The sequence below is a fragment of the Pseudarthrobacter sp. NS4 genome (genome assembly GCF_024758005.1).
In the GTDB taxonomy this organism is placed as follows: domain Bacteria; phylum Actinomycetota; class Actinomycetes; order Actinomycetales; family Micrococcaceae; genus Arthrobacter.
Window position 1 is genome coordinate 3,115,320 of the sequence record NZ_CP103288.1, and the last position, 26,996, is coordinate 3,142,315.

27 protein-coding genes are annotated in these 26,996 nt (G+C 64.9%); 11 read left to right on the plus strand and 16 right to left on the minus strand.

Features of this window, described 5'->3' with window-relative positions; genetic code table 11:
- Positions 1–83: 83 nt before the first annotated feature.
- The 8 genes from NXY83_RS14720 to asd all read left to right on the plus strand — a co-directional run bounded on the left by NXY83_RS14720 (position 84) and on the right by asd (position 8,021).
- Positions 84–782 (plus strand): winged helix-turn-helix transcriptional regulator, encoded by a 699-nt coding sequence (locus tag NXY83_RS14720; RefSeq protein WP_258802936.1) that lies wholly within the window; start codon positions 84–86, stop codon positions 780–782.
- Positions 783–814: 32 nt separating this feature from the next.
- Positions 815–1,786 (plus strand): mycothiol synthase, encoded by a 972-nt coding sequence (gene mshD / locus NXY83_RS14725; protein WP_258802937.1) that lies wholly within the window; start codon positions 815–817, stop codon positions 1,784–1,786.
- 128 nt (positions 1,787–1,914) lie between these two features.
- The gene (locus NXY83_RS14730) at positions 1,915–4,164 is read left to right on the plus strand and encodes an RNA degradosome polyphosphate kinase (RefSeq protein WP_258802938.1); all 2,250 of its coding nucleotides are present in this window, start codon (positions 1,915–1,917) and stop codon (positions 4,162–4,164) included.
- Between the two features lie 11 nt (positions 4,165–4,175).
- Positions 4,176–5,144: an NUDIX hydrolase gene (locus tag NXY83_RS14735; RefSeq protein ID WP_258802939.1), complete on the plus strand. Its 969-nt coding sequence runs from the start codon at positions 4,176–4,178 to the stop codon at positions 5,142–5,144.
- 58 nt (positions 5,145–5,202) lie between these two features.
- Positions 5,203–6,006: a thymidylate synthase gene (locus NXY83_RS14740; protein ID WP_258802940.1), complete on the plus strand. Its 804-nt coding sequence runs from the start codon at positions 5,203–5,205 to the stop codon at positions 6,004–6,006.
- A complete protein-coding gene (locus NXY83_RS14745) occupies positions 6,003–6,587 on the plus strand; it encodes a dihydrofolate reductase (protein ID WP_258802941.1) in 585 nt (194 codons plus the stop codon). The genes NXY83_RS14740 and NXY83_RS14745 overlap by 4 nt, the downstream gene beginning before the upstream one ends.
- A 3-nt stretch (positions 6,588–6,590) precedes the next feature.
- Entirely contained in the window at positions 6,591–6,809 is a 219-nt protein-coding gene (locus NXY83_RS14750; protein ID WP_258802942.1) for an NF038396 family protein, read from the plus strand.
- An 81-nt stretch (positions 6,810–6,890) separates the two neighbouring features.
- Positions 6,891–8,021, plus strand: a complete 1,131-nt coding sequence (gene asd / locus NXY83_RS14755) for an aspartate-semialdehyde dehydrogenase (RefSeq protein ID WP_258802943.1) — start codon at positions 6,891–6,893, stop codon at positions 8,019–8,021.
- 63 nt (positions 8,022–8,084) lie between these two features.
- Here asd and NXY83_RS14760 read toward each other — a convergent pair whose 3' ends face one another.
- A complete protein-coding gene (locus tag NXY83_RS14760) occupies positions 8,085–9,197 on the minus strand; it encodes a winged helix DNA-binding domain-containing protein (protein ID WP_258802944.1) in 1,113 nt (370 codons plus the stop codon).
- A 54-nt stretch (positions 9,198–9,251) separates the two neighbouring features.
- On the opposite strand from NXY83_RS14760, the gene NXY83_RS14765 reads away from it, so the two are divergent.
- Positions 9,252–9,740, plus strand: a complete 489-nt coding sequence (locus tag NXY83_RS14765; protein ID WP_258802945.1) for a hypothetical protein — start codon at positions 9,252–9,254, stop codon at positions 9,738–9,740.
- Here the strand turns inward: NXY83_RS14765 and NXY83_RS14770 are convergent.
- From NXY83_RS14770 to NXY83_RS14810, 9 genes are all read right to left on the minus strand, one after another.
- A complete protein-coding gene (locus NXY83_RS14770) occupies positions 9,721–10,788 on the minus strand; it encodes a UDP-N-acetylmuramate dehydrogenase (protein WP_258802946.1) in 1,068 nt (355 codons plus the stop codon). The two genes, NXY83_RS14765 and NXY83_RS14770, sit on opposite strands and share 20 nt — an antisense overlap.
- A gap of 22 nt (positions 10,789–10,810) precedes the next feature.
- Entirely contained in the window at positions 10,811–12,025 is a 1,215-nt protein-coding gene (locus NXY83_RS14775; RefSeq protein ID WP_258802947.1) for an MFS transporter, read from the minus strand.
- 70 nt (positions 12,026–12,095) lie between these two features.
- Positions 12,096–12,533 (minus strand): MaoC family dehydratase, encoded by a 438-nt coding sequence (locus tag NXY83_RS14780; RefSeq protein ID WP_258802948.1) that lies wholly within the window; start codon positions 12,531–12,533, stop codon positions 12,096–12,098.
- A gap of 2 nt (positions 12,534–12,535) precedes the next feature.
- Positions 12,536–12,997, minus strand: coding sequence for an FAS1-like dehydratase domain-containing protein (locus NXY83_RS14785; protein ID WP_258802949.1), 462 nt, complete (start codon positions 12,995–12,997; stop codon positions 12,536–12,538).
- Between the two features lie 62 nt (positions 12,998–13,059).
- Complete coding sequence (locus NXY83_RS14790) at positions 13,060–13,284, minus strand: DUF3188 domain-containing protein (RefSeq protein ID WP_258802950.1); 225 nt, start codon at positions 13,282–13,284, stop codon at positions 13,060–13,062.
- A 21-nt stretch (positions 13,285–13,305) separates the two neighbouring features.
- Positions 13,306–14,247, minus strand: a complete 942-nt coding sequence (locus tag NXY83_RS14795; RefSeq protein ID WP_258802951.1) for a DUF2797 domain-containing protein — start codon at positions 14,245–14,247, stop codon at positions 13,306–13,308.
- A 33-nt stretch (positions 14,248–14,280) separates the two neighbouring features.
- The gene (locus tag NXY83_RS14800; protein ID WP_258802952.1) at positions 14,281–15,144 is read right to left on the minus strand and encodes an HpcH/HpaI aldolase/citrate lyase family protein; all 864 of its coding nucleotides are present in this window, start codon (positions 15,142–15,144) and stop codon (positions 14,281–14,283) included.
- A gap of 167 nt (positions 15,145–15,311) precedes the next feature.
- Positions 15,312–16,253 (minus strand): aldo/keto reductase, encoded by a 942-nt coding sequence (locus NXY83_RS14805; RefSeq protein WP_258806242.1) that lies wholly within the window; start codon positions 16,251–16,253, stop codon positions 15,312–15,314.
- 42 nt (positions 16,254–16,295) lie between these two features.
- Entirely contained in the window at positions 16,296–18,008 is a 1,713-nt protein-coding gene (locus NXY83_RS14810; RefSeq protein WP_258802953.1) for a glycoside hydrolase family 13 protein, read from the minus strand.
- Positions 18,009–18,104: 96 nt separating this feature from the next.
- On the opposite strand from NXY83_RS14810, the gene NXY83_RS14815 reads away from it, so the two are divergent.
- Positions 18,105–19,307: an ROK family protein gene (locus NXY83_RS14815; RefSeq protein WP_258802954.1), complete on the plus strand. Its 1,203-nt coding sequence runs from the start codon at positions 18,105–18,107 to the stop codon at positions 19,305–19,307.
- Between the two features lie 7 nt (positions 19,308–19,314).
- Here the strand turns inward: NXY83_RS14815 and NXY83_RS14820 are convergent, their stop codons facing one another.
- The 4 genes from NXY83_RS14820 to NXY83_RS14835 form a co-directional block, all read right to left on the minus strand.
- The gene (locus NXY83_RS14820) at positions 19,315–19,965 is read right to left on the minus strand and encodes an SDR family oxidoreductase (protein ID WP_258802955.1); all 651 of its coding nucleotides are present in this window, start codon (positions 19,963–19,965) and stop codon (positions 19,315–19,317) included.
- Between the two features lie 16 nt (positions 19,966–19,981).
- Positions 19,982–20,539, minus strand: a complete 558-nt coding sequence (locus NXY83_RS14825; protein ID WP_258802956.1) for a dihydrofolate reductase family protein — start codon at positions 20,537–20,539, stop codon at positions 19,982–19,984.
- A gap of 62 nt (positions 20,540–20,601) precedes the next feature.
- Entirely contained in the window at positions 20,602–21,387 is a 786-nt protein-coding gene (gene yidC, locus NXY83_RS14830; RefSeq protein WP_258802957.1) for a membrane protein insertase YidC, read from the minus strand.
- A gap of 147 nt (positions 21,388–21,534) precedes the next feature.
- Entirely contained in the window at positions 21,535–22,857 is a 1,323-nt protein-coding gene (locus NXY83_RS14835) for a YjiH family protein (RefSeq protein WP_258802958.1), read from the minus strand.
- 141 nt (positions 22,858–22,998) lie between these two features.
- Here NXY83_RS14835 and NXY83_RS14840 point away from each other — a divergent pair, with 141 nt between their 5' ends.
- A complete protein-coding gene (locus NXY83_RS14840; protein WP_397427329.1) occupies positions 22,999–23,799 on the plus strand; it encodes an IclR family transcriptional regulator in 801 nt (266 codons plus the stop codon).
- A gap of 99 nt (positions 23,800–23,898) precedes the next feature.
- Here the strand turns inward: NXY83_RS14840 and NXY83_RS14845 are convergent, their stop codons facing one another.
- Both NXY83_RS14845 and NXY83_RS14850 read right to left on the minus strand, forming a co-directional pair.
- Positions 23,899–25,257, minus strand: a complete 1,359-nt coding sequence (locus NXY83_RS14845; RefSeq protein ID WP_258802960.1) for a hypothetical protein — start codon at positions 25,255–25,257, stop codon at positions 23,899–23,901.
- Between the two features lie 247 nt (positions 25,258–25,504).
- The gene (locus NXY83_RS14850) at positions 25,505–26,755 is read right to left on the minus strand and encodes an IS256 family transposase (protein ID WP_258806244.1); all 1,251 of its coding nucleotides are present in this window, start codon (positions 26,753–26,755) and stop codon (positions 25,505–25,507) included.
- Positions 26,756–26,996: the final 241 nt, after the last annotated feature.

Below are 26,996 nucleotides of genomic sequence, written 5' to 3' on the forward strand. Positions count from 1 at the left end.
CAAGTCCGCGCTGGAAGCCAGTACAGGCCGGTGAGAATCCGGTTCAGTCGCTCAACGGTGCGCGGACGGCCCTTGGAGGAACAATGTCGCACATCCTGTTATTGACGAACAGCACCGGCTCTTCGGTTGACATCCTGCCTGCCTTGGAATTGCTGAACCACCGGGTCCACATCCTCCCCGCCGAACCCACGGCACTGCTTGAGACCGATCCCTGCGACATCGTGCTCCTGGACGCCCGGAAGGACCTGGTAGGCGCCCGGTCCCTCACCCAGCTCCTCAAAGCCACCGGGCTGAGCGCCCCCCTGGTGCTGATCCTCACGGAAGGCGGCATGGCTGCCGTCTCCTCCGCCTGGGCAGTTGATGACATCGTCCTGGATTCAGCCGGTCCCGCTGAAGTGGAGGCACGCATCAGGCTCTCGATCGCCCGGGCTGTGCCCGAACAGGAAGATACGCCCAGCGAAATCCGCGCGGCGGGCGTTGTCATCGATGAAGCCAGTTACACTGCCCGCGTCAACGGCGCGCCGCTGAACCTGACCTTCAAGGAATTTGAACTCCTGAAATACCTGGCCCAGCACCCCGGCCGGGTATTCACCCGCCAGCAGCTGCTCACTGAGGTGTGGGGCTACGACTATTACGGTGGTACGCGCACGGTGGACGTCCATGTCCGGCGACTGCGCGCCAAGCTGGGGGCGGACCACGAGAACCTGATCAGCACGGTCCGCAACGTGGGCTACCGCCTGACCCTGGTCCGCCAACAGGAAGACGAGCTCACCGAAGCCTGAGTACCGGGCCGTTATCCGTATAGCCTTGCTTCATGACTCCAGCGCACCCCGAGAAGTGGCCCGTCCATGTTGTCCGAGGCGGGGTTGACCAGCAGCTTCTGAAAGACTGCCGCGACCTGCTGGCCGCGGCCGAGGAGTCTGATGGCAATCCATCCATCTCGGAGCAGACCCTGGTAACCATGCGTGCCGGAGACTCGGCCGAGCACTCGCTGCTGACCCTGGCGCTGTACGCGCCCGACGAGGACTCCGACCCCGCCACCGGGCAGGACCTGGCCGGCTTCGCAGCCGTGGTCGAGGAAAAGGACGGCAGCGGAATCCTGGAGATTGCCGTCCACCCCTCTTACCGCAACCAGGGCGTTGCCGACCGCCTTGTGGGAGCGTTGAAGGAAAGCCGCGGCTTTGACGGGCTGAAGGCCTGGTCCCATGGCAACCACGAGGCCGCCGCCGACCTCGCGGCGCGCTACGGTTACGCGCCGGTGCGCGAACTGTGGAAGATGCGCATGACGACGGCGGGTGCGGAGCTGCCCGACGCCGCCCTTCCGGAAGGGGTGACCATCCGGTCCTTCGTGCCGGGACAGGATGAGGACGCCTGGCTGGCAGCAAACCGGGCGGCGTTCGCGTACCACCCGGAGCAGGGGAACCTTACAAGGGCAGATCTTGAAGCCCGCATGGCCGAGGAGTGGTTTGACCCGGCCGGCTTCCTCCTGGCCGAGGACAGGGACGGGCGGCTGCTGGGGTTCCACTGGACCAAGGTGCACCCCCGGCATGGTTCGCATCCGGCCATCGGCGAGGTTTATGTGGTGGGCGTGGCGCCGGAGGCGCAGGGCATGGGCCTTGGCAAAGCGCTCACGATTGCGGGCATCAAACACCTTCAGGAGCTGGGACTGCACGCCGTCATGCTGTATACGGATGCGGACAACGCCCCCGCCGTGTCCTTGTACCGCCGCCTTGGGTTCACCCGCTGGGACATGGACGTGATGTATGGACCGGTGGCAGCCGGTTAGTCCATCCACTGACACACGGGGCGAAGGGCGGAAATCAAGGGCCTTGGCTGTACTGAATGCTTGTAAGGTTGAAACAGAACGCCGCGGGCCGGAAGCGCCAGCATCAAGCGCCAGGTAAAGGAGATGCCATGAACCCGGAACCTTCCGGTACTGCTACGTCCCAGGACATAGCAGTACCTGTGCGCGCCCGTTTCGGTTCCTCGGAAGTACCGGCGTCCCGGGCCACCCAGGACCGCATTGACATCCCCGAGTTCGCACCGAACCTTCAGCCCGAAGGCGACATCCGCCCGGACCGCTTCCTGGACCGCGAGCTGAGCTGGCTCAGCTTCAATTCCCGTGTCCTGGAACTTGCGGAAGACCCCTCGCTGCACCTGTTGGAGCGCGTTAGCTTCCTCTCGATCTTCGCCTCCAACCTGGACGAGTTCTTCATGGTCCGGGTGGCCGGCCTCAAGCGCCGCATCGCCACCGGCCTGGCGGTGCCGTCGCCCGCAGGCCTGAGCCCGGTGGAGGTGCTCGAAAGGATCAGCGGGGAAGCCCACCGGCTCCAGCAGCGCCACGCCCAGGTGTATGCCGACCAGATCCGTCCTGCCCTGGCTTATGAGCACATCCACCTCATGCACTGGGATGAACTGGACGACGCCGCCAAGCAACAGCTCAGCGTGATGTTCGCCGAAAAGGTCTTCCCCATCCTCACGCCCCTGGCGGTGGATCCGGCCCACCCCTTCCCGTACATCTCCGGCCTCTCGCTGAACCTTGCCGTCGTGGTCCGGAACCCTGTCAGCGACAAGGAGCTCTTTGCCCGCGTCAAGGTACCGGACCAGCTGCCGCGCCTGATCTCCATTGACGGACCCCGCGCAGGTGCCGTTGCAGGCCGGGTGGCCCGCTTCATTGCGCTTGAGGAAGTCATTGCCGTCCATTTGGATAAGCTCTTCCCCGGCATGGAGGTCCTGGAGCACCACTCGTTCCGCGTCACCCGGAACGAGGATGTTGAGGTGGAAGAGGACGACGCCGAAAACCTCCTGCAGGCGCTCGAGAAGGAACTCCTGCGCCGCCGCTTCGGCCCGCCGGTGCGGCTTGAGGTCACCAACGACATCAACCCCAATATCCGTGCGCTCCTGATCCGTGAACTGGGCGTGGAGGAATCCGAGGTGTACTCGGTGCCGGCTCCGCTGGACCTCCGCGGCCTGTCCGTCATCGCCGGCATTGACCGCGCGGACCTGCACTACCCCAAGCACGTTCCGCATACTTCCCGGTACCTCAACGAGTCCGAGACGTCCAAGGCCGCGAACGTCTTCGCCGCCATGCGCCGCCGTGACATCCTGCTGCACCACCCGTACGACTCATTCTCCACCTCCGTCCAGGCGTTTCTTGAGCAGGCCGCCGCGGACCCCAAGGTCCAGGCCATCAAGCAGACCCTGTACCGCACCTCGGGCGACTCGCCCATTGTTGACGCCCTGATCGACGCGGCCGAGGCCGGCAAGCAGGTCCTGGCCCTGGTGGAAATCAAGGCCCGTTTCGACGAACAGGCGAACATTTCGTGGGCCCGCAAGCTTGAGCAGGCCGGCGTGCATGTGGTCTACGGAATCGTGGGCCTCAAGACACACTGCAAGCTGTCCCTGGTGGTGCGCCAGGAAGTGGACGGGCTGCGCCGCTACTGCCACATTGGAACAGGCAACTACCACCCACGGACCGCACGGTATTACGAGGACCTGGGTCTCCTGACCGCGAACGAACAGGTGGGCGAGGACCTCTCCAAGCTGTTTAACCAGCTATCCGGCTATGCCCCGAAGTCCACCTTCAAGCGATTGCTCGTCGCGCCCCGTTCGGTGCGGTCAGGCCTGATCGACCGGATTGAGACCGAGATCCGAAATGCCCGCGCCGGAGTACCCGGGCGGGTGCAGATCAAGGTGAACTCCATGGTGGACGAAGCCATCATCGACTCCCTGTACCGGGCTTCGCAGGCCGGCGTCAAGGTCGATGTGGTGGTCCGCGGCATCTGCTCGCTGCGCCCCGGCGTCCCCGGGCTGAGCGAAAACATCACAGTCCGTTCCATCCTGGGCCGGTTCCTGGAACACTCGCGGGTGTTCGCTTTCGCCAACGGCGGCGACCCTGTGGTGTACATCGGGTCCGCGGACATGATGCACCGCAACCTGGACCGCCGCGTGGAAGCCCTGGTCCAGCTGGCCAGTGCCGATGACATCGCCTATGTCCTTGACCTGCTCAAGCGCTATATGACACCGGAAACCGCCAGCTGGCACCTGGACAACGAAGGCAACTGGTCCCGGCACCACTTGGCTGAGGACGGCAAACCCCTTGAGGACGTCCAGTCGTGGCTGCTCGCGTCCCGTCCCCGGCAGCGCAGCCTGAGCCGGCGGTAAGGGAAACTGTTTTGTCAAGCGATGCGCTCGTAGCAGACCAGACAGACCACCCGGGGGAACCAGTAGCAGTCACCGCTGCCGGTGCCCTGCCATGGCGGGTCACGAAGGACAAGCTTGAAGTCCTGTTGATCCACCGTCCCCGCTATGACGACTGGTCGTGGCCCAAAGGCAAGATCGACCACGGCGAGACAGTCCCCGAATGCGCGGTCCGGGAAGTCCGGGAAGAGATTGGCCTCGACGCGCCCCTGGGGATTCCCCTGCCTCCCATCCATTACCACGTCGCCTCCGGTTTGAAGGTGGTCCACTACTGGGCGGTCAAGGTGAACGGGACCCGGCTTGTTCCCGACGGCAAGGAGGTGGACAGCGTCATCTGGTGCACGCCGGAGAAGGCGGCCGCGCTGCTCTCCAACCCGACCGACGTCGTACCACTGCAGTACTTGCACGAAGCCCACGAACGCAACGAACTGAACACCTGGCCGCTCCTGGTGCTGCGCCATGCCAAGGCCAAGCCGCGCTCGTCCTGGAGCAAGGCCGAAGGCGAGCGGCCACTTGCCGCCACCGGAACGCGCCAGGCGCGGGCCGTCGGCCGGCTTTTGCAAACCTGGAAGCCGCCGCGCGTGGTGACCAGTCCCTGGCTGCGGTGCGTGGCCACAGTAGCGCCTTACGCCAAGGCCGCCGGCGCGAAGGTGAAGCTGGCGGAGGCGCTTACGGAGCACCGGCACGAGCGGAGCCCGAAGAAAACGGCGGCCGTCGTCGAGTCCTTGTTCGATAAGCAGCGCCCCGTGGTCGTCTGTACGCACCGCCCGGCGCTGCCCACGGTATTCGCGCAGCTGTCCCAGCACATGCCGCCGGTCTTGAGCAGCCTCCTTCCGTCCGAGGAGCCCTACCTTTCACCCGGTGAACTGGTGGTGTGCCACGTGGCTCCCGGCGGAAAGAACCGGGTCGTTGCCGTGGAGAAGTTCAAACCGTTCGACGACTAGGCATGCCCGCACCGGGCCGGCGTCCAGCGGCTTCCTGCCCTCCCGATAGACTTGGGACGTGAGCATCCCAACCCCTTATGAAGACCTCCTGCGCGATGTCCTGGCATCCGGCACGCACAAATCGGACCGTACCGGGACCGGAACCACCAGCGTTTTCGGGCGCCAACTGCGCTTTGACCTGACGAAAAGCTTCCCGCTGATCACCACCAAACGGGTCCATTTCAAGTCCGTGGCAGTGGAGCTTCTGTGGTTCCTGCGCGGTGAAACGAATGTGAAGTGGATGCAGGAACAGGGCGTCACCATCTGGAATGAATGGGCGGACGCGGACGGCGACCTTGGCCCCGTCTACGGCGTGCAGTGGCGCAGCTGGCCCACCCCTGACGGCGGGCACATCGACCAGATCGCGGAACTGATAGAGAATCTCAGGTCCAACCCGGACTCCCGCCGGCACATCGTCTCCGCCTGGAACGTCTCCGAACTTTCCGACATGGCCCTTCCGCCGTGCCACGCGTTTTTTCAGTTCTATGTCGCCGACGGCAAGCTGTCCTGCCAGCTGTACCAGCGCTCCGCGGACATGTTCCTGGGCGTGCCGTTCAACATCGCGTCCTACGCGTTGCTGACCTGCATGGTGGCCCAGCAGGTGGGACTGGAACCCGGCGAGTTCATCTGGACCGGCGGGGACGTCCACATCTATGAAAACCATATGGACCAGGTCCTCAAGCAGCTGGAGCGGGAGCCATATGCGTACCCGCAGCTGAAGATCAACCGGAAACCGGCATCGATCTTCGACTACACGCTGGAGGACTTCGAAGTGGTGGGCTACCGGCACCACCCCACGATTAAGGCGCCGATCGCAGTATGAGCACAGAAAACTTCACGGATCCGCAGTCCTTCACGGAGGAGCTGGCCTCCTCTGTCACCGGCGTTGGCCTGGTGTGGGCGCAGACGCCCGACGGCGTCATCGGCAAGGACGGGGACATGCCCTGGCACCTCCCTGAGGACCTCAAACACTTCACCCGGCTGACCACCGGGCACCCGGTCATCATGGGACGCAAAACCTGGCTGTCCTTCCCGGAAAAGTACCGCCCCCTGCCGGGGCGGACAAATATCGTCATTACCCGCCAGAAAAGCTGGGCCGATACGCCTGAGGCGGAGGGCGCCGTCGTGGTTCCCTCTTTGGACGATGCGCTGCTGGAGTCCCAGTTCGTCGAGGGCGGGGACACAGTCTGGATCCTGGGCGGCGGGGAGATTTTCCGCCAGTCAACGGAGCTGGCCAACGTCGCGGTGGTCACCACCATTGATGTGAAGGCCGATGGCGACACTTTCGCCCCTGAGCTTGGCACCAGTTGGGAGGCGTCCGCCTCCCTGCCGCCGGACGGCTGGCTGACTGCTGTCAACGGCACCCGCTACCGATTCACCAAGTGGTCAAGGACCGAGGGCTAAACCATGCTGAAGAAACCGGAAACCCTTTTTGTCCTTGGGTACATGCTGCTCCCCCTGCTTGCCCTCCTGTCTGCGATCGTTGGGCTCACGATGATCCTGGGCGGCAACAAGATCGCCGGCGCCATCGTGCTGGTGGTAGTCACGCAGGTCTTCGCCTTCGGAGCCTTCTTCGCCCTGCGGGCCCGCAAGGCTGCCGTCCCGGAGCACTCCGACCGGAGCTAAACCGCATTGTATGGGGAGCTTGAGCGGCCGGAGTGACGTAACCGACTGCGCGGTGCCGGTTCCGGCGTCTAAACTGGACGGATGACTACAGCAGCTACCCCTTCCGTCGGCCTGGTCGGATGGCGCGGCATGGTCGGTTCCGTCCTCATGCAGCGCATGCAGGACGAGGGCGACTTCGCCAACATCAACCCGGTGTTCTTCTCCACCTCCAACGCGGGAGGTGCCGCGCCTTCCTTCGCTGAAGGCGCCGGCAAGCTCGAGAACGCGTTCGACATCGACACCCTCGCGAAGCTGCCCATTATTGTCACCGCCCAGGGCGGCGACTACACCAAGCAGGTCCACGGCGAACTCCGCAGCCGCGGCTGGGACGGCCTGTGGATCGACGCCGCCTCCACCCTGCGCATGAACGACGACTCGATCATCGTCCTGGACCCCGTCAACCGCGACGTCATCGACAAGGGCCTGGTCAACGGCACCAAGGACTTCATCGGCGGCAACTGCACGGTTTCCTGCATGCTGATGGGCCTCGGCGGCCTGTTCAAGAACGGGCTGGTCGAGTGGGGCACCTCCATGACCTACCAGGCTGCCTCCGGCGGCGGCGCCCGGCACATGCGTGAGCTCCTCAGCCAGTTCGGCACGCTCAACGCCGAGGTCAGCACGGAACTGGACGACCCCGCGTCGGCGATCCTGGACATCGACCGCAAGGTCCTGGCCCACCAGCGCACCGGCATCGACGCTACCCAGTTCGGCGTGCCCCTGGCGGGCTCCCTGATCCCCTGGATTGACGCCGACCTGGGCAACGGACAGTCCAAGGAAGAGTGGAAGGCCGGGGTCGAGACCAACAAGATCCTGGGCACCGGCGAGGAAAACCGCGTCATCATGGACGGCCTCTGCGTCCGCATCGGCGCCATGCGCTCCCACTCCCAGGCCCTCACCCTGAAGCTCCGCGAGGACCTGTCCGTCGCCGAGATCGAGAAACTCCTGGCGGAGGACAACGAATGGGCCAAGGTGGTTCCCAACACCAAGGAAGCCTCCATGGCGGAGCTCACCCCGGTGGCAGCCTCCGGCACCCTGGACATCCCCGTTGGCCGTATCCGCAAGATGGAGATGGGCCCGCAGTACATCAGCGCCTTCACCGTGGGTGACCAGCTCCTGTGGGGCGCCGCCGAGCCGCTGCGCCGCATGCTGAACATCGCCACCGGCAACCTGTAGCACTGCAGCTGCCAAGCGGCCCTGCCCCGTTTCGGGGCGGGGCCGCTTTTGCGTGGCAGCACGTCACTTTTCCAGGAACTCCAGGTACCGCCGGGCTGCGCGACCGAAGGCAGCCTGTGCTGCCGGCCCCAGCGGCCGGGTCGGGTCAAAGAGTTCGGGTACGACGGCGGCGCGCTGGCCCATGCCTTCCCTCGCCCAGGTGCCAATCACCTCTCCCCCTGCCACGACAGTTTTCTTGAAGACCCCGTTCCCGCCGGGAACAATTTTGTCCGCATACCCGGGCGGCAGGACATGACTCCGGTCCGTGTACCCCAGGAGGAATTCGTCAAAGCCCGCAAGCAGCAGCAGGGAGCGCCCGCCCGGGACTCCGGTATCCAGCAGCGCCGCCGTCTCCGGCGACATCCAGTAGCCGGTGCCGACGAACTCGAGCTCCACCAGTCCATCCCGGATGGTTTCCAGTGCGGACCGGACTTCGGTCAGCGGAATCTGTGTCCACCAGGCAAAGTCGCGGACGGTCGCCGGCCCGTGGCTGCGGAAGTAACGTAGCAGGAACCCGGCAATTGCCGCAGGCCGGTCGAGGCTGGGGGAAACGGGAATCCAGTCGTCGAAGGCCACCAGCAGCTGCTGATTCCCGGCCAGGGGCCCCTGCACCAGCCATGCGTGCCGGCACAGGGTCCCCAGGATGTGGATGCCCCGCTGTCCCTGCGTAGGCTGGCCGGCGGCGTCGAACGCCTTGAACAGGTCAGTGCGGCTGACCGGGCCTTCCGTGGAAATCCTGGCCAGGGCGATGTCACGGCTTTTCTCCACATCCGCCCACGTAATGCCGAGTTCGCGGTGCCGGCTGGCGATGCCCTTGGTGAGGCGGTCCGCGGTGAGTTCCAGCATCCAGCGCAGGTCCTCCGGTGCAACCAGGTGGAGGGTTCCCCGCATCGGCCACGAACGGACTATCGTTCCCGCGTCAAGGGCAGCCCGTACTTGGCTAAGGCCTGACTCCGGCATCCGGACGCCCACCGCCCACATGGCCGCCTGCAGGTCCTGCGCCTGCATGGCCGTCATCCAGCGCACCACATCAACCGCGGAGCGCAGAGGCTCCCCCGCACCCAACAGCCCCTGCGACGCAAGCCGCAGCCGGCCCATCAATCTGCGGTCAAGACGCTTCCCCACCACTGCAGCCATGCCCTCATCCTAGGGTCGGGGCGGGATCCGCAAAACGACGGCTAGGGTAGAAGCATGACTTTGGGGAGTTTGTGGCAGTTGCTCGCGCGTAAAACCAAGCGGTGGATGATCGGCGGGACGGTCTGCGTCCTGGCTGGAACGGTGGCGGGCATGCTCTTCCTCCCGGCCGTCCTGGGCAGCGGCGAGTCCGAGCCCCTGCTGCTCCTTCCCTCGCTCACTCTGTGCCTGGGCGGTGGCTATGCGGTGCTGTTTCCCGGCATCGCCGTCAGCCGCACCGGGGTGCGCATCCACCGTGACTGGCCGCGCCACCCGCGTGCAGGACAGGTCCTTTGGATCCTGTCACTCGCCGTCGCCCTGGCAGGGTTGGTGACATGCGTCGTGACGGGGCTCTCGAGCCCCTTGGCGCCAGGACTGCTGGTCTGGGTCTTCATGGGCATCTACCTGGTGCTCACCGGCTGGGCATCAGCCGTCATGGGGGCAGCCGAAGCGCTGCGGCAGAACAAGCAGGAAGCCCCGGTGGAGGCTACAGTTCCAAGCCGATAAGCAGCGGTTCAGGATGCAGCTCGATGCCAAAGCGCCGTTCGACGCCGGCCCGCACCTCACGTGCCACGGCCACCAGGTCCGCGGCGCTGGCTGAACCGCGGTTGGTGATGGCGAGCGTGTGCTTGGTGGACAGCGCGGCCCGCCCGCCGGACACGCTGTCCGCGTCCAGGCCGAAGCCCTTGCCGAAGCCGGCCTGGTCGATCAGCCAGGCTGCGGAAAGCTTTACCAGCCCGTCAGCACCTGCCGGGTACCGCGGCGCGGAGTCCGGCAACGCCTCGGCCACCTCCGCCGGGACGATGGGGTTGGTAAAGAACGAGCCCGTGGAGTAGGTATCCCTGTCGGCAGAGTTCCACACCATGCCTTTGGAGGCGCGCAGCCGCAGGACCTCGCGGCGAACGTCGTTGGCGTAGGCGCGCTTGCCGGGCTCAACCCCCAGCGACCGTGCCAGCTCGGCATAGCGGATAGGCGCGCTCATCCTGCCCAGGGGCAGCTGGAACTCCACTGTCAGCACCACGTAGCGGGGCGAGCCGTTGACGGTGGTCTGCTTGAGGATGGAGTCCCGGTAACTGAACCTGAGCTCTGAATTGGTGAAGGTCTTCACGGCGTTCCGTCCGCGATCCCAGGTGCGCACCGCGGCGATGGTCTGTGAAACGTCGGCACCGTAAGCGCCCACATTCTGTACCGGGGTGGCACCCGTGGAGCCTGGAATACCGGCCAGCGCTTCAATTCCGGACCAGGCGTGCAGCACGGCGTGTTCCACCAGCTTGTCCCAATTGTGGCCGGCCTGCACCACCACCGCCACGCCGCCGCAGGAGTCCTCCGCATTGACGGTGAACCCTTCGGAGGCGATCTTCACGACGGTACCGGGGAACCCGTCGTCGGAAATCAGAAGGTTGGAGCCGCCGCTGATGATCAGGACCTGCTCGCCTGCCGCATCGGCCGTGCGGACGGCGTCGATGATTTCGGCCTCGGTGCCCGCCTCGATGAAAGTGCCGGCAGGGCCGCCAACGGCGGACGTGGTGAGTTGGGAAAGCATCGTGGGAGTCACCAGACCACAATACTAGGGAAAGTCAGGCGGCCTTCCTGGCCACCGGCGACAGCAGGAAGCTCACCACCAGCATCACCATGACGCCCAACAGGGAATGCAGGATGCCCACGTGCTCCGCGAGCAGTCCCAGGAGCGGCGGACCGCAAAGGAACGCCCCGTACCCGATCGTGGACACCACCGAAACCCGGGCCGCGGCCTTGGCAGGATCGTCCGCAGCGGCGGACATGCCCACCGGGAAGCCGAGGGACGCGCCGAGGCCCCAGACCGCGAGCCCAACGAAGGCCAGCCAGGGAGCCGGAGCGAAAACAAACAGGCCAAGGCCCAGCACAGCCATCGCCGCGCACCAGCGCATCACCAGTACCCGACCGAAGCGGTCAAGAACCAGTGTCCCGGCGAACCGCCCGATGGTCATGAACGTCACAAAGAGGCCATAGCCGGCGGCACCGGCGGCGTCGGTCTGGCCGTGGCCATCAGCCAGTGCCAGGGCCACCCAGTCCCCCGCCGCACCTTCGGCAAGTGCAAGCCCCAGCACCAGCACGCCAAGGAGAAGGGTTCGCCGGTCGCGCCAGGCCTGGGCGATTTTCCTTTTGTTGTCCAGAGGCGCGTCCTCCGGGCCCACTCCCGCACGAATTACGGGGATGGGACCGGTAACGGGGTCCTCGAAGTTGTCCGGGGCATAGGTCCGCTCACCCGCCACCGGGGTAGCGTCGGCCCGGAACCAGGCTGCCGCCGTCGTCACCGAGACGGCGACCACCGCCCCGGCTGCCGCCAGATGCCAGGACACGGGCAGGGACAGCGCGGCCGCCCCGGCCCCGATCCCCGCCCCGGCCACCGTACCCAAGCTGAAGGCGCCGTGCAGCCTGGGCATGATGTGCCGGCCAACAGCCCGCTCCACGGCGGCGCCCTCAACATTCGAGGCCGTGTTCCAGCTCCCGGTTCCGAGGCCGATGACGGCCAGTCCCGCCGCGGTCACCACCGGGCTGGCCAGGACGGACGTGCCGAAACCGGCCAGCAGGAGGCCTGCGCCCACCATGATGCTGCCGGTCCTGATGGTCCGCTTGGAGCCCAGCCGGAGCACGATCAGCCCGGATGCGGTGACGGAGGCAAACGAACCCAGCGTCATGCAGAGCAGGAGGACCCCGACGTTTCCCGGGGTGAGGTCCAGTGCGTCACGGATGGCCGGAAGCCGGGAAACCCACGAGGCGAACGCCAGGCCGCTGGCGGCGTAAGCAACCATCACGGCATTGCGCCAGTGCCTGGCTTCCGTTGTGGTGGCCCCGGTTCCGGCCGTTGACGTCAACGAGGACTCAGGAGAGCTTGACGACGGCCTGGGCCTTCATCAGGACTTTCTGCCCTGCGGAAACGACCGCCAGGTCAACGCGGGCGGTGCCGGCGTCGGCGTCGATCTTCCCGATGGTGCCGGTGACCTCGATGGTGGCGCCCGGATCCTGCGTTCCGGTGGTGTCGGTGACGAGGACCGGTTTGGTGAAGCGGGTCTGGAAGTCGACGACGGCCGCCGGGTCGCCTGCCCAGTCGGTCACCAGCTGGACGGCCGAGCCCATCGTGAACATGCCGTGGGCGATGACGCCGGGCAGCTCTACACCGGTGGCGAAGGCCTCGTTCCAGTGGATGGGGTTGAAGTCGCCGGAGGCGCCGGCATACTTGACCAGGTCGGTCCGGGTGACCTCGATGGCACGGCTGCCGATCTCCTGGCCGGTGGTGAGTTCGTTAATGCTGGGGCTCATGGTTACTGTCCCTCTCCGCGGACCAGGATGGACGATGTGGTGGTGGTGACAGGCTCTCGGGAATCATCGGTGCCAAGGGAGAAGATCTCTGAGCGGGTGGTGATCATCGCTCCGCCGCCCATGGCGCGCACACCGTCAACATGCAGTTCGGCCACCAGGCGGTCGCCGGCAAAGATGGGCCGGTGGTGGGTGAAGCGCTGGTCGGCGTGGACCACGCGGGAGAAGTCAATGCCGGCTTCCGGATCCTCAATGAGCTGGGCGTCGGCGCGCTGGGCGATGATAATCGCAAAGGTTGGCGGGGCAACCAGGTCGCTGTGGCCCAGGGCCTTGGCTGCGTCGACGTCGAAGTGTGCAGGGTGGCTGGCTTTGACGGCGCGGGCGAACTCGCGGATTTTCTCGCGTCCAACGTCGTAAACCTCTGCGGCAGGGTAGCTTCGGCCCTGCAGATCCGGATTGATAGTCATGGCCTCAAGCCTATCGCCCGCCTGTCAGGGGGCAGAAAAGGGAGGCCGCGCCGAAGAAGCAGCTACCGGCGCAGGTTCTTCCGGATGGCCTGGCCGCGGACCACGATGCCCGCGATGTGCAGGACAAGCCCCAGCCCGATCAGCGGCAGGGACGCGGTGGCCAGTCCCTGGTTGCCGCTGGTGTTACCCACCAGGTTAAGGATGATGCCGACGGCGATCAGGCCCATCGCGCTGAAAACCAGGACTTTGTAACGGGTTGGCGCGGTGGCCCAGAATTCGTTCAGCACCCTGCCAGTTTACCGGCCAGGCTAGAACAGGGATTCCTGCACGGACGGCACGTCCGAGACGAAGTCACCGAGGACGATAGTGCGGGCCGCCAGCCGGCCCAGGTTCATCACGAAGACAGCGTCCGTTCCATCCAGCCGGGCCAGGGCGTTGGGTCCGCTGAGTGCGGCAATTTCGAACCCGTGCCGCCCGTTGTCCAGCGAATGCGGGTAGGTGTGGCGGGACCCCGGCCGGTAGAGAGCGGAGGCCTGTGCCGGGCGGACCCACGGCTCGTCCACGACAGTGAAGCCTTCGACGCCGGTGCGCGCCAGCAGGCCGCGGACTTCGCTGGCATGACCGGAGTTCATGGTGCCCAGTTTGGCATCCTGGAGCGGCTGCAGCAGTGCCTCCGACTTGGCGGCGGACCGCACCTGCTGGGCCAGTCCGGTTTCTCCCGTCACCAGATCCTCCAGGATCCGCACTACGCGGCCGTCCTGCGCCCTGGCGACGTACCTGGCCACCACGGCTCCCTGCTCTGCGAGCCGGTTCCATTTCCGGGGGCCCGAGGCCGTTCCCACCTTGGTGCTGCCGCCGGCAAAGGTGGCCACATACAGCCAGTGTTCCTGCATCAGGTAGTCCCGCAGGCCCGGCGTGACGCGGCCTCCACGGTGAAAGTCGTGGATCAGCCGCGACTCGTCGAGCATGAAGCAGCGCTCACACTGCTTGCCCTTTGCCGCCAAGGCGCGTGCAGCACACAGGACATGGTCGCGGCGCGTGGACGAGTGGACGCGCAGGTGCCCCAGGCAGGACCTGCCGCGGTCTTCTACCTGGAAACCGATGCGGGCTCCAGGGTGCAGGCTGATGTGGCGGAAGTCCCCGGACGGTGCCTGAAGGCGCAAAACCGGGGCGCCGCCGTCGTGCCCTTTGACGGAAGCCGGCTGGCCATCCCAAAAGACCCCGTGCACCAGATAGCGGGTATCGGTCAACGGGGTCTCCTGAAGGACGTGCGGGCGGGGGCACTACAGCGCCGGCTGCACCCCAAAGGCTACCGCGAGCTTCATGATCTTTTCGGCGCGGCCCAGCCGGGGCAGGTCGGAGCCGTCACGGATAACGCGGCCATTGGCTTCGAAGTCGGCCATGAAGTCGGTGGCCCAGGCAACGTCCGAGGGGGTGGGGCTGATGACTTCGTTGATGACGGGCGTCTGGTCGATGGCCAGGCACAGCTTGCCGGTCATGCCCATCATCACGGTAATGCCGGTCTGCTCGCGCAGGATCGGGTGGTTGGTGCCGACGGTGGGGCCGTCAATGGGGCCGGGAAGGTTGCCCACGCGGCTTGCGACAACGAGCTTGGCGCGCGGGTAGGCCATGGCCTCCGGCGTGGCGGCCATGCCGGTGTCCCGGCGGAAGTCGCCGGAACCGAAGGCCAGGCGGAAAGCGCCCTGCGCCTTGGCGATCTGGTTGGCTTCCTCGATGCCCAGTGCGGATTCCACGAGCGGAATGACGGGGGTCTTGCCGTCCATGCGGTGGAAGCTTTCCGTCACCTGGTCGGCCGATTCAGTCTTGGCAAGCATGATGCCAAGGAGGCCGGGCGTACCGCGGAGGCCGGCGAGGTCGTCTGCCCAGAACCGGCTGGTGGCATCGTTGATGCGCACCCAGGCCTTGCCACCTGCGGTGAGCCAGTCCACCACGTTGTTCCGCGCCTGGTCCTTCTGGGAAGGGTCCACGGCATCTTCAATATCCAGGATGATCGAGTCGGCGCGGGACACTGCCGACTGGTCGAAGAGTTCGGTCTTCATGGCATTGACCAGGAGCCAGGAGCGGGCGATCTCTGCGGGGATATTGCGTTCGGGCCGTACAGTTTCGGCGGCGATGGTAGACGTCATGTATCTACCGTATCCGCCCCGCCAGCGGCACGGCGAAGAAAACGGCCGGCATGTGAGGATCAATACGAACTAAACGCGATATGACAGGCCCATGCCCGGATGCAGGTAGCAGCAGGTGTCGTTTTGAGGGCTCAAAACGACACCTGCTGCTACCTAGTTGGGGGAAGTCAGGGGATGTTGCTGCCCCGCGCAGTAACCCAGAGGCGGTACCAGTCGGCCCGACTCATGGCCTGCGCCACGCGGGCAGCATCAGCACAGGCACGGATCCGTGCGGGGTTGACCGTTCCAATGACCGGGGCGATGCCTGCCGGGTGCTTCATCAGCCACCCGAGCAGCACTGCCTCGCCGGTTGTGCCGTGCTCCCCCGCCAGCCGGGCAACCAGCTCGGCGGTGGCCGATTCCGCCGATGTGGGGCTCTCCGGTTCCGCGCCGGTGTAGAGGCCGCGGGCCAGGGACCCGTACGCCTGCAGGGTGATGGAGTTGCGCGTGCAGTATTCCAGCGTGCCGTGCGGAAAGCTGTAGTCCAGGTGCTCGGCGTGGTTGACCAGAACCTGGCTCTCCAGCCATGCCCGCTTGAGCAGGCTCATCTCCAGCTGGTTGGCCACAACGGGCGTCTCCAGCCGGTCCTGCAGCACCTCGATCTGCGCGCCGGACATGTTGGACACACCCAGCTGCCTGACCTTGCCCTCAGCCATCAGCTGCCCGACGGCGGCCGCCACCTCCGCCGGATCCGCCAGGGGATCCGGGCGGTGCAGCAGCAGGATGTCCACGTAGTCCGTCCGCAGCCGTTTCAGGCTTTCGCTGACCCGTTCCAGGATGGCTTCGCGGCTGAGGTCGTAGTGCGTCTGCAGGCCGCGTTCGTTCAGCCTGATTCCGCACTTGGTCTGCAGCCGGATGCGGTCCCGCAGCCCCAAGGTGGCATCCAGCACCTCACCGAAGACGGCCTCCGACTTGCCGCTGCGGTAGATGTCCGCATGGTCAAACAGGGTGATCCCGGCATCCAGGGCAGCCTCGACGGCGGCAGCGGCCTCGTCCACATGCTCGCCTGCATGCGGCTCGTCGGACCAGCTGCCGCCCAGGCCCATGCAGCCGTAGATGAGTTCCTGCATCATGTCCCCATCAGGAGGCCAGTCTTCCGCCGGGTCCGTGCATCAGCGAAGCCACGCGGTGGTGTTGGCGGGCAGCTTGCCGTCCGCCAGGGACGCGCTGCTGACCAGTACCTTGCCGGCCGGTAGGTCGACGGCGGTGTTCCCGAAGTTGGTCACCGACTGCCAGCCGTTGGGGCGGCGGAAGTGCAGGACCTCAGGGTTGCCGGTCTCGACCCATTCCAGCTCCTCGTCGGTCTGCAGTTCGCGGCGGAGCTTCAGGGCGGCGCGGTACAGCTCGAGGGTGGAACCCTCTGTCCCGTCCTGTGCCTCGACGGCGTACTTGCTGAACCAGTCCGGCTGCGGCAGGTGTGAGCCGCCGTCGCCAAAGCCGAAGGAGGTTCCCTCCACCTTCCAGGGCAGCGGCACGCGGCAGCCGTCACGGCCCACTTCCACACCCTTGTTGCGGAAGAAGGACGGGTCCTGGCGCTCCGATTCCGGGATGTCGGCGACTTCCTGCAGCCCGAGTTCCTCGCCCTGGTACAGGTAGGCGGAACCGGGAACGGCGAGCATCAGCAGTGTGGCGGCGCGGGCACGGCGTTCGCCCAGCTCAACGTCCAGTTCCTCCTCCGGGCCGCCGGCGAGCAGCCAGTCCTTGCCGTCCTGTCCCTTGGTGCGCTCCTTGCCCTTGGAAACCTGGGGCAGGCCGTACCGGGTGGCGTGCCGGACAACATCGTGGTTGGAGAACACCCATGTGGAGGAAGCGCCGGTTGCGGCTGCTTCGGCGAGGTTCCGGGTGATGATCTCCTTGTACTCGGCAGCATCAAAATCGGCCTGCAGCAGGTCGAAGTTGAACGCCTGGCCCAGGCCCTGCGGGCTGGCGTAGCGGGCGCGCCGGGTGGCGTGGACCCAGGCTTCCGCGACGGCGGTGCGCGGCGGGTTGTATTCGTTGAACACCTCACGCCATTCGGCGTAGATCTCGTGGACTTCGTCGCGGTCCCAGAACGGGTGCGTGCCGTCGTCGAAACCGTCGATGCCGGTGTTGGCGGCGCTCAGTTCCAGCTTGGAGAGCAGCGGCTCCGTCAGGTCCTTGGTGAGGGCGTGGGCCACGTCCACCCGGAAGCCGTCCACGCCCCGGTCCGACCAGAAGCGCAAGGTCTTGAGGAAGTCGTCGCGGATTTCCCGGTTGGACCAGTTCAGATCCGGCTGCTCCTTGGCGAAGATGTGCATGTACCACTGGCCCGGGGTGCCGTCCGGTTCGGTGATGCGTTCCCAGGCCGGTCCGCCGAAGACGGAGTCCCAGTCCGACGGCGGGAACTCCCCGTTGGGACCCTTGCCGTCCCGGAAGATGTAGCGGTCGCGGGCCGGGGAGCCCTTCGGTGAGGCCAGGGCCTCCTTGAACCACTCATGCCGGTCCGAGGAATGGTTGGGGACGATGTCGGCAATCAGCTTGATGCCGGCACCATGCAGGGCCTTGGCCATCTCGTCGAAGTCGTCCAGGGTGCCGAGCTTGGGGTCGACGTCCCGGTAGTGGTCCACGTCGTAGCCGCCGTCGGCGAGCGCTGACGGATAGAAGGGGCTGAGCCACACGGCGTCGATCCCCAGCGACTTCAGGTAGGGGACCTTGGCCGTGATGCCTTTCAGGTCGCCGATGCCGTCGCCATTGAAATCGGCGAAGCTGCGCGGATAGATCTGGTAGACGGAAGCCTGGCGCCACCAGTTCGGATCGGACAGACGGTCGGAGTCGGACAGGGTTGCCAGCGTGGCAGTGGTGGACAAGGGGTGATCCTTTTCTTCTTGTCGACTATATTTATTTTGAATCTAAATTTACTTCCTCAAATAGTATCCGGTGCTCCGCGCAGAAAGGTCAACAGCATGCCTCAAGTGCCCCTTGCCACGCCCGGGCTGCTGCGGCGGGTGAGCGCAGGCGCGGTCCTGGAATTCATGCGCCTTTCGGCCGCGGTGACGGTCACGGAGGTCATGGAGGCCACCGGCCTGACCAGGGCAACCGCTATCGCCGTGTGCGAGGACCTGAAGGACCGGCGGTGGATCCACGAGCTCGAAAACCAGCGGGCCTTTGGTGACTACCGGAAGGGCCGTCCCGCCCGCAGGTTTGAACTCAACGAACGGGCCGGCATCGTCCTTGGCCTGGACGTCGGCTATTCCAAGGTGACGGTGGTGGTTGCGGATTTGCGCGGTGACACAGTAGCGAAATCGAGCCGGCCCTTCGAGGTGGCCGACCTTACTGCGGCGCAGCGCATCAACTTCATTGACCGGCTGGCGATGGAGGCACTGGGCGAGGCGTCAGCCCGACCGGAAGAGGTACTCGCCGTCTGTGCCGGCGTTGCCGCTCCCGTGGACCGGCACGGTGACGTGCTCGCAGCGCAGAAGTTCTGGGGCCTGTTCGACATCGACCTGCGCTCATCATTGAAAGAACTGCGCGGCTGGACGGTACTGCTGGAAAACGATGCCAACCTGGCAGCGCTCGGGGACCGATGGCTGGGCGCGGCTGCCGGGGTGGACGACGTGGTGGTCATCCTCGCAAGTGAGCGCCTCGGTTCCGGCGTCATCGACGGCGGGCGGCTGCTGCACGGCAGCCGCGGCAGCGCCGGTGAGTTGGCCTTCCTGGACCTGGTCCAGGGCGTGGGCGACACCTACGGCATTGCCCACCTTGCCCGGACGTGGGCGGCGGAAGCCATGGCCGGCACAGCCACGACGTCCCTGAACACCCACGCCCGCCATGGCGCCGAGGCCGAGCATGTCTTTGCCGCTGCAGCTGCTGGCGATGCCGTGGCCCAGGATATCCTGGAGCGGCTGGCGGACAGGATGGCCCGGGTCATTGGCACCGTGTCCACCATGTACAACCCGGAGCTTGTGGTCATCGGCGGCGCCGTGGCGAACTCCGCGGGCGTCCTGCTTGGACCGATCGCCGAGCGTCTGCCGGACTTCACGGCCACTCCCCCACGCATCGCTGTTTCGCCGCTGGGGGACGCGATGGTGACAGTCGGAGCAGTCCGGGCGGCGCTGGACTACGTGGAAAAGAATTCCCTGGACCTTGAACTGGCCCCGCTTTCCTAGCACGGACTTACGGCTGCAGGGCAGCCGCGATGGGGAGGGTACCGTCACAGAATTCGATGGTCCTGCCTGCTGTTTCCGGGAGGTCCAGCACCGCTGCAGCCACTCCCGCGGTGTTGCTCCGCGAGGTTTCCCTGCTGTCCCCGGATGAGGGGTCCACCCTGATCAATCCCGTCCCTGGCTTCTCCGTCAGGGTGCCGGGGCCAAGGATGGTCCAGGCGAGGTCAGTGCCGCGCAGGTACTCATCAGCGGCAGCTTTCGCCTCTGCGTAGGCAAAAAAGCTGTTGCTTTGCGGCACGCCGTGGTCCTGGCGTGCTCCCAGGTACGACACCATCACGTAACGGTTAACGCCGGCCTGCACAGCCGCATCCATGGAACGGATGGCCGCATCCTTGTCCACGGCATAGGTCCGGTCCGGGTTCCCGCCGCCGGCACCGGCCGACCACACCACTGCGTCGTGGCCCTTCAGCGCCTGGGCGAGCGCCGCCGTCGTCGAATTTTCCACATCCAGGACCGACGGCGTTGCGCCCGTTTCAGCCACGTCGGCGGCATGGTCCGGGTTGCGGATGAACGAGGTGACGCTGTGGCCCTCATCCGTGAGGATGGCGGACAGGTGGAGGGCCACTTTGCCGTGGCCGCCGATGATTGCGATTCGGGTCATGGACCCATTCTGCCCCTTAGGTCAGGCATCGGTACTGCAGATAGACCACGCCGTTGCCGAACCTTCGCTCGGACAACAGCTCGAGCCGCAGGTTCAGCCCCTCCGGCAGGAACCGCAGTCCACCTCCCACCGCCACCGGGTTGAGGAAGATCCGGCACTCGTCCACCAGCCCCGCCTGGAGCGCGCTGGCAGCAAGGGTGGCGCCGCCGAGGCCGATGCTGCCGCCGGTGCGCTCCTTCAGGTCCCGGATGGCATCCGGTTCGAAAGCCCGCTGGATTGTTGTCCTTGCAGTCAGTGGTTTGTCCAAAGATCCGGAGAAGACGATTTTGTCTGCTGCCTGCCAGATGCGCGCGTAGTCCTGGATTACGGGCGGGTCGTCGCTTCCGCCCAGGGTCTCCCAGACGGACATGACCTCGTACATGCGCCGCCCGTAAAGGTGTGTGCCGGCGTCGCGCTCCAGGTAATTGATGAAGGCATGGACTTCCTCATCCGGTGCACTCCAGTCGAAGTTGCCGTGGCGGTCGGCGACGTAGCCGTCCAGGGATGCGATGCCCGTGTAAATCAGGTCAGCCATTGGCCCATTCTGCCTGCGCCTGCGGCATTCAGTAAGACCTTCAGCACTGGTTCCGGACGGGACTAGGCAGTGCCTGAAGCCCGCCGGTCACGCACAAGGAGTTGCTGGGCCATTGTCCAGAGGTTGGTGACCGTCCAATAGACGAGCACCCCGATGGGAAACAGTATGCCGCCCACGCCGAACACAACCGGCAGGATGTACAGGATCATCTGTTGCTGCCGCATGAAGGGGCTTTCCGGGACGCCGGCGGCCCCGCTCCGCGCCATGATCCGCTTTTGCGCGATGAACTGGGCCGCGATCATCACCAGGATCATCAGGAGGGTCAGGACCCCCACGGCAGTCTGGTTACCATCGCCCCCGTGCAGCACTGACGCGGACAGCGAGGCGTCGAAGATGCTGGACTGATCGAACTGCAGCACCTGGGCGTGGGTCATCGCGCCGATCCCCTGCCCCTGCCGGGCGCTCGTGCTGATGCCGGAGAGGACCTGGAACAGGGCAAGGAAGAACGGCACCTGGATCAGCACTGGCAGGCAGGCCGAGAAGGGGTTGGTGCCGTGCTTCCTGTACAACGCCATCTGCTCCTGCACCATGGCCTGGCGGGAAAGCGCGTCGGTTTTGTCCCTGTACTTTTCCTGAAGCTCCTTCAGGTCCGGCTGCAGTAACCGCATCCGGCGCTGCGCGTCGAGCTGTCTCAGGAACACGGGGATCAATGCAGCCCGGATCACCAGCACCAGCCCAATGATGGACAGCGTCCATGTCCAGCCGTCCGCTGGCGGCATGCCGATGGCACTCAGGGCGTCGTGAAAGCCGACCATAACGACGGACACGAGCCACCTGAACGGAGCCATGATTTCGCCAAGAACGTCCACGTGCTTCCCCCAACATCAGTTGCCGCAAAGCTACGGCGAAACGGGGAAGTTGTCACGCAGGTGAAAGCGGGGCCGGCGAGGGTCGCCGGCCCCGCTTTGGACCTCCAGGTGAATCCAGCCCGTGTTCTAGGACGGAAACAACAGGAACGCTATGGGGGTCACAAGGATCAGCGTCAAAGCGACCCGCTGGAACCAGATAACCACCAGCTTCCAGACCGGGATCGGGATATCCGTGGCCATGATGCAGGGAACCAGGGCGGAAAAGAAGATGATTCCGGACACGGACACAACACCAACAATGAACTTGACCATCGGTACCGCCTCCGCCGCAAGGAGCGCGGGAAGGAACATCTCTGCAACACCGACCGCACTGGCCTTTGCCACGAGCATGGGCTCGGGCAGTTGGAGCGCCCAGGTGAAGGGATAGAAAAGGAAGCCCAACCAGTCGAAGACGGGGGTGTAGGTAGCAAGGACCAGTCCCAGCAGGCCGATGGAGAGGATGGAGGGAAGGATGGCCATTGCCATCAGGAGGCCGTCCCTGACGTTGGTCCAGACATTGACAGCGAGTGAGGGTGCTGCTTCCACAGTTTGGCGCGCTTCACGCCAGGCGACCGAGAGGCGGCGGCCGGAAACGTCCTCTTCGGGCTGCGGTACGGCATCGGGGTGGTATTCGTCCGGGATGCTGTTCAAGGGCCAGATCCTGACCGTGATGGCGGTGACCGCGAAGGTGACCAGGAAGGTGATCCAGAAGTAGGCGGTCCACTGGCCCATCAGGTCCAGGGTCTTGGCCACAATAACCATGAAGGTGGCGGATACGGTGGAGAACCCAGTGGCAATGATGGCAGACTCACGGGCCGTGTACTTGCCTTCTTTGTAGACCCGGTTCGTGATGAGCAGGCCGAGGGAGTAGCTGCCCACGAAGGAGGCAACGGCGTCGATCGCGGAGCGCCCCGGGGTCCGCCAAATGGGACGCATCACGCGCTGGACAAGGACACCAATGAACTCGAGCAGTCCATAGCTGACCAGAAGTGCCAGGAACACAGCACCGATTGGGACAAGCAGCCCCACGGGAATCACGAGCTTTTCAAACAGGAACGGCCCCATGCCGGGTTCAAACAACCATGCCGGCCCCACCCTGAAGACCATCATGAAGCCCACCGCCATTCCCACCACTTTCAGCAGCGAGAAGACCAGCTCAACCGCGGACCTCTTCCAGGTGCCGGCGATAAAGGGATATACGGCACCGGCAACAATGACGGCCAGCGCATAAAACGGCAGGACCGGACCGGCAGTCGCCTGAAGAAAGGAGACGATGTGGTCCAGCATGATGGTGTTTTTTCCTGCAATCGTCACCGGCACAAAGAACATAAACGCGCCGATGCCGCTGTAAACGAATAGTTTCCAAGTGTGGCGCGACGCCGTGCGGGGGGCGTCTGAGGTGATGGCCATCGGTCTGTCTCCTGATTAAGTGCCGGCCCCTGTGGACCAGCATTTTCTGAATAGAACCATCGCACCGTGAATCGCGGACGGGGACAATGGAATGCATGGGAAAGCAGTCCCAGATATGAGATTCACACCACTGGAGGGGCCATGGGCGGTGAAGCAGACAGTTTCCTGCGGCCCCTTCGGATTCTCAGCTACCTGGCGACACAGGCAAATCCGGTCTCAGCCGCAAGGATTGCCGAGGCCGTAGGGTCCCCGCGTTCTTCCACCTTCCGGCTTCTCCGCGGAATGCAAACACTGGGGTATGTGACCCACATTCCCGAGGAACAGGCCTATGCCCTGGGCCTCGCGGCCCTGGAAATTGGCCAGGCGTTCGGCATTCAGGCGCCCTTGGCCAGGTACGGCCGCCCCGTCCTGGCCCGACTGGTGGCCAAGGTGGGTGAAACCGCCCATCTGGCGGTCCTTCATGGCCACGAAACGCTCTACATCCACGAACAAACCGCTCCCCTGCGGGCGCCCTTGGTCACAGCGAAGGACGTCCGCCTGCCGGCGCACCTGACGGCGTCGGGACGGGTTATCCTCGCCGGTTTGGGCAATGACCAGTTGCAGGCACTGTTCCCGCCCAATTTTGCCTTTATCCAGCGGACCGGCCGGGGCCCGCGGACCTACGCCGAGCTGCTCCAGCAGCTGGCTTCCACCCGGAGGCAAGGGTTTGCCCGTGAGTTCGGCGAGGTGACCGAAGGACTGACCTCCATCGCCAAGGCTGTCCGGGACCGTACCGGAAGGGTGGTGGCTTCAATCGCCGTGACCCACACCTACGACAAACAGGTGCCCGCGCTTCCGCCCGCCCATGAAGGCATGCTGGACGACATGATCCTGGCTGCTTTGGACCGTGCAGCCATGGAGCTCAGCCGCAGACTGGGGTGGGATCCGGAGCGCAGGGTGTGAAGGCGACTCAGCGGACCAAAAGAAAGGGCCCCGGAACCGTGGGGTTCCGGGGGCCTTACCTGTAGCGGTGGGACTTTTAACCGCCGCAGCTAGCTGATATCACCCGCCGGCGGCACCTGTGGGGGGCTCGTAAAAGTGCCAGTACCGGCTTGTGGCGTTCACATCTGCGAGCAGCAACAGGCCGCTGTTGGCCGTGCCCCGCGCCGCGCTGTTGAGGTTTTGCTTCGTGGATGTCACGTTGTGGGTGTACTGGTCGGCGTCCATGATACGAAGCGTCTTCGTCGCTGTGGTGAAGTTGATGTTGTTCAGCGGCGAGGACTTTTCGTAGATCGCGCCTCCCGAGCTGGTGCAGGCACCGGCGTTCGGTGTGCCGCTCGGTTTTGGATAGGTAGCGAAGGTACGCAACCTCTGCGTGCTCTCATCGATCAGGACCATCACCCGGTTCGGGCACTCGGCCACAGTTGCAATGGTGTGCGCCGACCAGGTCTTGGTCGTTTTATTCAATGCCAACAGCTGAATCAGCGGCTGGGATGCCGCCGTGAACGACGTCTTGATGGCGGCGAAAACTTGATCACCCGTCGAGTCGAGCCACTTCAGGTTCATGTGGTCATCACCGCTGCGCTGCCCCTTCACCGCGGCGACAGGAGTGGTCCAGTTGGTGTTCGCTGCTCCATCGACGTGGTGGCTCCAGTACATGCCGTCATTGGCGTCACCGAGCTGCCGGTTCCACATCACGCCGATCTTTCCGTCGAACGCGATCACAGCCGAGGTGTCGTCCACAGACACGTTGCTCAAGGACGAAGGATGCGCGAACGGCTTCCCCCACGTTTTGCCATCTGTGCCAGTGACGTTCAAATAGATTTTGTTCCTCTGCTGCCACGTCGCCCATACCCGGCCGGTCGAGTCCTTATCGATGGTCAGGGCCTCAACGCGCTGGTTGTTGATCTGTGAGGAATCCCGCAGCTTGTACATCTTCGTAACCGGGTCGTAGCTGTAACGCCGCATGGTCGTTGGGTAGTTCGGCTCAGCCGGCAGACCGTCCTTGACGAACTTATAGCTCGCCACATGCAACGTCATCCCGTCCCACAACACGTCATGATGCGTGTTCGCCCGCGGGTCCGTCGCCACACCAGTATCAACCCACGTCCCGGCGTTGAACTTGAAGATATGAAAATCCGAGCTAGCGGTGTGCCACAGGTTCCCCCACCAGCTCCCGCCGTGAAACCACAACCCACTCGTTGACCGCTTCGTACCCGTCGGTGTGCCCGTCCCGGAATGCGACGGGCCCTGAACCCCAACATCACCGGGAGCGGCCGACGCCGCAGGTACCACCACAACACCCAGCGCAAGCAACAGCGCTGTCAGCGGTGCTGCCAGCAGTACATGGAGCCGCAAATCCCGCGACCTGCGTGAACAAAAACCAGCCGGGCGACTCACTGGCGCTTTAGCTTTTGACATCTCTAATCCTTAACCGTTGAGGAAAGCAATCTCAGTCGACACCAGCTTGCGCACTGAATGTCCGGGTAATCGAACGCCTGGATCTGGGGACAACCTAATCCCCGCGGACGAACCCGGGCAATGCTGCGCCTGGCATTGTGTGGAAACCCGCACATTTTCGCGAAGACCCCCCGGCCGAAGCGCCGACCGTCCTTGGAACTGCCCCGGGACTGTCCGATAAACGGTGTGTGGGTCCGGCCGCTTTTCATTATTGAGTGGTTCTTTCGAACCGGCCCGCGAAGGTAATCGCGAACGCGTTTAGGGCAGGCTTCCACCTCATCACCCAGCGTGCCCGGCCGCCGCCGGTGGGATCAAGCGATCTGGTGACCAGATACAGGCATTTCAGGGCAGCGGTTTCATTTGGAAAGTGCCCGCGGGCCCTTACTGCCCTTCTGTAGCGGGCGTTGATCAACTCGATTGCGTTCGTCGTGCAGATCACCCGCCGGATCTCCACGTCGTACTCCAGGAAGGGCACGAACTCAGCCCACGAGGATTCCCAGAGCCGCACGATGGCCGGATATCGCTGGCCCCATTCGGCCGTGAACTCGGCGAACCGGTCCTTCGCCGCTTGCTCGGACGGGGCCGTATAGACGGGCTTGAGCGCCTTGACGATACCGTCACGGTGCTGGCGTCCGGCATAGCGGAAGCTGTTGCGGATCAAGTGCACGATGCACTGCTGCACGACCGTTCGCTCCCACGTGGTTGTGATCGCCTCCGGCAAGCCCTTGAGCCCGTCGCAGACGGCGATCAACACCTCTTCCACGCCCCGGTTCTTCAGCTCGGAGAATACCTGCAGCCAGAACCGGGCGCCCTCGCCGCCGTCGCCGGCCCAGATGCCCAGAATCTCCCGCTCCCCGTTGGTGGTGACCCCCATGACGACGTAGAACGGGGTGTTGCGCACCTGCCCGTCACGGACCTTGACCACGACCGCGTCAACGAAGAGCACCGGATAGACCGAATCCAAAGGCCGGGCAGACCATTCGGCCAATTCGCCAGAGACTTTCTCCGTGATGCGGCTGATGGTGTCCTTGGAGACCTTGGCGCCATAGACCTCCTCGAAGTGCGCGGCGATTTCCCCGGTGGTCAGCCCCCGTGCGGACAGCGAGAGGACGATCTGATCGATCCCGTCCAGACGCCGTTTCCGCTTGGGAACGATTACCGGCTCGAACGATCCGTCCCGATCCCGGGGCACCTCAATCTCGACCGGGCCGATCTCGGTCAGCACGGTCTTTGACCTGGTGCCGTTGCGCATGTTGGCGCCGACCGGTGTCTGACCGTGTTCGTGCCCGAGGTGCTCGGTCAGCTCAGCTTCCAGCGCGGTCTCGAGCACGTTCCTGGTTAGCTGGTTCAGCAGCCCGCCGGGGCCGACCAGGCTCACGCCCTGTTCCTTGGCCTGCGCGAGCAACCGCTCCGCAAGTTCCTTCTGATCGATGATCTCTCCCGTCACAGGATCGATCATCACCCCTGTCATCTCGGTCGTGGACTCCGACATGGCCGTCTCCTTTCGGATCAGGCCGGACTCCACACACCGTTATTCAGACAGTCCCACTGCCCCGGCTCATGTTGACTCGGGTCTTCGCCAAAGGTGAGCGCCAGCGAGTTGTTTGTTTCATATTCGACGGGCTAAGGTTCCCAACCGTCGTTGTCGTCGTCTGCGGTGGCAGGTTGCTCGATCCTGGTCGTGACTGCAGCAGCGAGAA

Excerpts from the sequence above, each read along its gene's own strand:
- NXY83_RS14720 (WP_258802936.1), top strand. The coding sequence starts at position 84 with ATGTCGCACATCCTGTTATTGACGAACAGCACCGGCTCTTCGGTTGAC.
- mshD (WP_258802937.1), top strand. The coding sequence starts at position 815 with ATGACTCCAGCGCACCCCGAGAAGTGGCCCGTCCATGTTGTCCGAGGC.
- NXY83_RS14730 (WP_258802938.1), top strand. The coding sequence starts at position 1,915 with ATGAACCCGGAACCTTCCGGTACTGCTACGTCCCAGGACATAGCAGTA.
- NXY83_RS14745 (WP_258802941.1), top strand. The coding sequence starts at position 6,003 with ATGAGCACAGAAAACTTCACGGATCCGCAGTCCTTCACGGAGGAGCTG.
- NXY83_RS14750 (WP_258802942.1), top strand. The coding sequence starts at position 6,591 with ATGCTGAAGAAACCGGAAACCCTTTTTGTCCTTGGGTACATGCTGCTC.
- asd (WP_258802943.1), top strand. The coding sequence starts at position 6,891 with ATGACTACAGCAGCTACCCCTTCCGTCGGCCTGGTCGGATGGCGCGGC.
- NXY83_RS14760 (WP_258802944.1), bottom strand. The coding sequence starts at position 9,197 with ATGGCTGCAGTGGTGGGGAAGCGTCTTGACCGCAGATTGATGGGCCGG.
- NXY83_RS14765 (WP_258802945.1), top strand. The coding sequence starts at position 9,252 with ATGACTTTGGGGAGTTTGTGGCAGTTGCTCGCGCGTAAAACCAAGCGG.
- NXY83_RS14775 (WP_258802947.1), bottom strand. The coding sequence starts at position 12,025 with ATGGTTGCTTACGCCGCCAGCGGCCTGGCGTTCGCCTCGTGGGTTTCC.
- NXY83_RS14780 (WP_258802948.1), bottom strand. The coding sequence starts at position 12,533 with ATGAGCCCCAGCATTAACGAACTCACCACCGGCCAGGAGATCGGCAGC.
- NXY83_RS14785 (WP_258802949.1), bottom strand. The coding sequence starts at position 12,997 with ATGACTATCAATCCGGATCTGCAGGGCCGAAGCTACCCTGCCGCAGAG.
- NXY83_RS14800 (WP_258802952.1), bottom strand. The coding sequence starts at position 15,144 with ATGACGTCTACCATCGCCGCCGAAACTGTACGGCCCGAACGCAATATC.
- NXY83_RS14805 (WP_258806242.1), bottom strand. The coding sequence starts at position 16,253 with ATGCAGGAACTCATCTACGGCTGCATGGGCCTGGGCGGCAGCTGGTCC.
- NXY83_RS14815 (WP_258802954.1), top strand. The coding sequence starts at position 18,105 with ATGCCTCAAGTGCCCCTTGCCACGCCCGGGCTGCTGCGGCGGGTGAGC.
- NXY83_RS14820 (WP_258802955.1), bottom strand. The coding sequence starts at position 19,965 with ATGACCCGAATCGCAATCATCGGCGGCCACGGCAAAGTGGCCCTCCAC.
- NXY83_RS14825 (WP_258802956.1), bottom strand. The coding sequence starts at position 20,539 with ATGGCTGACCTGATTTACACGGGCATCGCATCCCTGGACGGCTACGTC.
- yidC (WP_258802957.1), bottom strand. The coding sequence starts at position 21,387 with ATGGCTCCGTTCAGGTGGCTCGTGTCCGTCGTTATGGTCGGCTTTCAC.
- NXY83_RS14835 (WP_258802958.1), bottom strand. The coding sequence starts at position 22,857 with ATGGCCATCACCTCAGACGCCCCCCGCACGGCGTCGCGCCACACTTGG.
- NXY83_RS14840 (WP_397427329.1), top strand. The coding sequence starts at position 22,999 with ATGGGCGGTGAAGCAGACAGTTTCCTGCGGCCCCTTCGGATTCTCAGC.
- NXY83_RS14845 (WP_258802960.1), bottom strand. The coding sequence starts at position 25,257 with ATGTCAAAAGCTAAAGCGCCAGTGAGTCGCCCGGCTGGTTTTTGTTCA.
- NXY83_RS14850 (WP_258806244.1), bottom strand. The coding sequence starts at position 26,755 with ATGATCGATCCTGTGACGGGAGAGATCATCGATCAGAAGGAACTTGCG.